The organism is Desulfosporosinus metallidurans, assembly GCF_001936615.1.
In the GTDB taxonomy this organism is placed as follows: Bacteria; Bacillota; Desulfitobacteriia; order Desulfitobacteriales; family Desulfitobacteriaceae; genus Desulfosporosinus; species Desulfosporosinus metallidurans.
This window is the reverse complement of record NZ_MLBF01000120.1, coordinates 1-3335: the sequence shown is the minus strand read 5'-3', so window position 1 is coordinate 3335 and position 3335 is coordinate 1. Positions and strand designations below refer to the sequence as shown.

Sequence of the window (3335 nt, the reverse complement as noted above, 5' to 3'; positions counted from 1 at the left end):
CTACCCCCTCGTCTGGTTACACAAATGTTTGTACAGGAATAGCGCAGGCCCCAGTTGCCTTAAGAATAGAGACAGTACCAGGGGAAGATCGCCCAAGTACTAACAACCTTTATAATAATCATAAGTTGTCAGATGGTAAATGTCAACCCATGGGATGGGATTTTATGAGATTGTCAAGATACAGATTTGACCTTAAGTTATAAAATATGGTATAGTTTAGGATGTAACAACTTATAAATATTCTGCAAGTTGTCAGATGCGTTATTAGTTGACGCATAACAGGATTCAAAGGAGGTGGTTCTATTGTTTGTTAAGGAGTTTTGAAGTTGTGTTTTGTCAAAACGCTACAAGTTCAAAGGAGGTAGAAAAGAAAAATGAAAAAGCTTAATGTACTTATCCTTGTTACCCTAATCTTGCTGGTAGCGACCGGCTGTGGTGCATCAAAGAGTAATTCTGCCACTACAACAACTTTGGACAGGATTAAGGCTGACGGAAAGTTGACCTATGCCATGAGTGGTCAGTACCCGCCCTTTAATTTTTATAACGAGCAGAACCAGCTTACTGGATTTGATGTGGAAATAGGCCAGGAGATTGCCAAAAGAATTGGCGTGAAACCAGCACCTATCGCAACCGAGTGGGATGGGCTCATTGCCGGGTTGACAACCAGCAAGTTTGATATGATCTTAGGGAGCATGGCGATTACGGATGAGAGGTTGCAGAAAGTAGATTTTAGTACCCCTTATTACCGATCAGGAGCCCAAGTTATTGTGCCCTCTGACTCGAACATCAGCGGAGGGGCTGATCTCAAAGGCAAAACAGTCGGGGTTGTGCTGGGCACAACATTTGAAACGAAAGCACGGGAATTGGGGGCAACTGTGAAGACGTATAAAGGTGATCCCGATGCCCTTAACGATATGCTCAACGGCAGGCTTGATGCCGTGATTACTGATAAAATTGTCGGTTTGAATGCGATTAAAAAGAATAATTATCCCTTTAAACTAGCTGGTGACTTGTTATATGTGGAGAAGATGGGTATTGCGATACGAAAAGACAGTCCGAAACTGCTGGAAGCCGTGAACAATGCGCTGACCAAAATGATGGATGACGGAACCTATCAACAAATTAGTGAAAAATATTTCAGTGCGGATATCCGTTAGGCCGGAAACAGATCAATAAAGGGGTGCAGCTCTGATCAGACTGGAGGGGAATTTCTTTGAATCTTGACTTTAGTATCATCATTAAATATCTGCCTTTTATGTTGCAAGGGGCGGGTTTGACCATAGAGCTGGCGGTGTTGGGAATCGCTTTTGGCATCCTTTTAGGTCTGGTTGCAGCTCTCTTGAAGATATCCCACACGCCTCTGCGATTTATTGCGCATTTTTACATTTGGCTGATTCGGGGAACCCCTTTGCTTGTTCAGTTATTTCTCATTTATTTCGGTTTGCCAGAGCTTGGCATCAAATTGAATGCTTTTGCATCGTCCGTACTGGGACTGGGAATTAACAGCGGAGCATATATCGCCGAGGTTTTTCGGGGGGGGATTGAAGCCATCCCAGTAGGGCAAACCGAAGCTTCTTTATCTCTTGGCATGGGGAAGTTACTGACCATGCGTAGAATTATTTTTCCACAAGCTTTGCGGATAGCGTTACCGTCCTTAGGCAATCAGTTTATTATCAGTCTGAAAGATTCATCTCTTTGTTCCGTCATTACGATGTCGGAGCTCCTTCAAACTTCCCAGCGCTTTGCCAGTGTGACCTTTGCCTCTATGGAATTCTACACCGCAGCGGCAGCGCTCTATTTGCTGATGACTACTGTGTTATCGGCTGTTTTACGCAGTCTTGAATGGCGATTATCCAAAGAAAACCGGACAAAGGGGTGTTGATCATGGAATTAGCTTACATGCCGAAAAAATCAATGATTGATGTTAATGGCTTAATAAAAGACTTCGGCAAGACACGAGTCATTGATGGTATCAATACGACAGTGTCTGCAGGCGAGGTTGTGGTGCTGATCGGAGCGAGTGGTTCGGGAAAGAGCACGCTTCTGCGCTGTTTAAACGGATTGGAGACACTATCCGCAGGAGAAATTTTGATTGACAGCGTACCACTTGAAAGGAAATCAAGTAGGCTCATGCAGATTCGCCGTCAGGTGGGAATGGTGTTCCAGCAATTCAATCTCTTCCCACACTTGACTGTGTTAGAGAATATCATCGAAGCTCCAATTCATGTGCTTAAACAGGAGAGAAACGATGCAATCCGAGTTGCCCGGGAGTTGCTCTCGAAGGTTGGCCTTTCCGACAAACGGGACTACTACCCAGCCACGCTATCTGGGGGACAGGGCCAGAGAGTCGCTATTGCTAGGGCGCTAGCTATGCATCCTAAAATAATGCTCTTTGATGAGCCAACGTCGGCTCTTGATCCTGAGCTAGTCGGAGAAGTTCTCAATGTAATGAAACAGTTGGCAGAAGACGGCATGACTATGATAGTTGTGACACATGAAATGGGCTTTGCCAGGGAAGTTGCGGACAGGGTAATCTTTATAGACAATGGTAGGATTGTCGAAGAAGGCTCACCTGTTCAGATTTTTGGTAACCCGCAGGAAAAACGAACAAAGGCTTTCCTCGGCAGGTTAAGGCATTAAATCAATAGCTCTAGGAGATAAATACATGAAGAACTATCTGGGAAAGGAGCAAGAGTTGTTACAGAACTACGCTAAGTTGATGGAAGAGTATAACGAGTATATGGAGATCCTAAAGTACGGAATGTATTCGTAACACTAGGGAGGGGTATGGGATGGACATTCTGATGGAAGGGAAAGGTCTCCACAAGGTTTATCGCTCGGGAGATTGTAAAAAACACCCAGCTGCTGCTCTGTGATGAGCCGACGGGGCCTTAGATATTCAGAAGTATTAACTAACCCGACGGTTGATTCCGCCCACACATTCGCAAATCCTTCTGTAAGATGTGCATACACTGAGCATGGATCGTAGGACGCCATCCACAGTCCCACAGTTTTCCAAGGGGACGTTTTGTATGCGATTTATTAAGGTAGGATGTGAGTGAAAATTACTAAGAACCCCGGATGTCTAAGATATAGGCATTCTAGGGGTTCTTTTGTTATCCATGCGTTTTCATGTGGAACAATGTACCTGTCCCCGTGTTTCCCCGTGTTTCCCCGTGTTTCCTCCCCGTGTTTCCTAGTTTTCTCGGGCGTATCTCTAAAGTTATCAAGCCTTCGGAGAAGGGTGTAAATTCATATTGACCACATGGTCAACGGAGCGTATAATTCGGTCATAGAACCTCACATGATAATCTATAACGAGTAGCGGAGTCCTT

General features: G+C 44.8%; 4 protein-coding genes. All 4 read left to right on the top strand.

Going from position 1 to position 3335, the window contains the following annotated elements; translation table 11 throughout:
• The coding region (locus DSOL_RS28550; protein WP_207649684.1) for a hypothetical protein at positions 1-203 on the top strand (203 nt) is incomplete at its 5' end.
• Positions 204-374: 171 nt separating this feature from the next.
• Positions 375-1157, top strand: a complete 783-nt coding sequence (locus tag DSOL_RS25735) for an ABC transporter substrate-binding protein (protein WP_075367546.1) — start codon at positions 375-377, stop codon at positions 1155-1157.
• 56 nt (positions 1158-1213) lie between these two features.
• Positions 1214-1882: an amino acid ABC transporter permease gene (locus DSOL_RS25730; protein ID WP_083643072.1), complete on the top strand. Its 669-nt coding sequence runs from the start codon at positions 1214-1216 to the stop codon at positions 1880-1882.
• A gap of 32 nt (positions 1883-1914) precedes the next feature.
• Positions 1915-2640 carry an ATP-binding cassette domain-containing protein gene (locus DSOL_RS25725; protein ID WP_075367547.1) on the top strand — a complete coding sequence of 242 codons (726 nt, stop codon included), beginning with the start codon at positions 1915-1917 and terminating at the stop codon, positions 2638-2640.
• Positions 2641-3335 lie beyond the last annotated feature (695 nt).

Excerpts from the sequence above, each read along its gene's own strand:
- DSOL_RS25735 (WP_075367546.1), top strand. The coding sequence starts at position 375 with ATGAAAAAGCTTAATGTACTTATCCTTGTTACCCTAATCTTGCTGGTA.
- DSOL_RS25725 (WP_075367547.1), top strand. The coding sequence starts at position 1,915 with ATGATTGATGTTAATGGCTTAATAAAAGACTTCGGCAAGACACGAGTC.